Raw genomic sequence first — 256 nt, 5'->3', positions numbered from 1 at the left:
CGTTGCATCGTTACTTAAGTCATCATCCACCGTCACGATCGGTGCAGTCACGTCTGTAGAAACCGTACCTGTACCTGGTAATGAGGTGTTGCCTGCTGGGTCTGTCGCTGTTGCAGTAACCGTTTCACCATTGGTCAAGCCACCTGGATTTGGTGTCGTCCATACCCCAGTCGTTGGATCTGTTGGAACCTGAACTGTACTGCCATCCGGGAAGGTGACTGTAACTGTCGAACCTGGTTCTGCCGTACCACTGATT

The 256-nt window shown here is 52.0% G+C and carries 1 protein-coding gene; it reads right to left on the bottom strand.

Annotation, left to right across the window (positions count from 1 at the left end; all coding sequences use genetic code 11):
• A partial coding sequence (locus A7P55_RS22540; RefSeq protein WP_252727823.1) for an Ig-like domain-containing protein occupies nucleotides 1-256 on the bottom strand: 256 nt, incomplete at both ends.

The sequence above is a fragment of the Acinetobacter sp. Ac_5812 genome, from assembly GCF_013072695.1.
In the GTDB taxonomy this organism is placed as follows: domain Bacteria; phylum Pseudomonadota; class Gammaproteobacteria; order Pseudomonadales; family Moraxellaceae; genus Acinetobacter.
The sequence above is the reverse complement of the archived record's forward strand: the minus strand, read 5'-3'. Positions and strand labels throughout refer to the sequence as shown.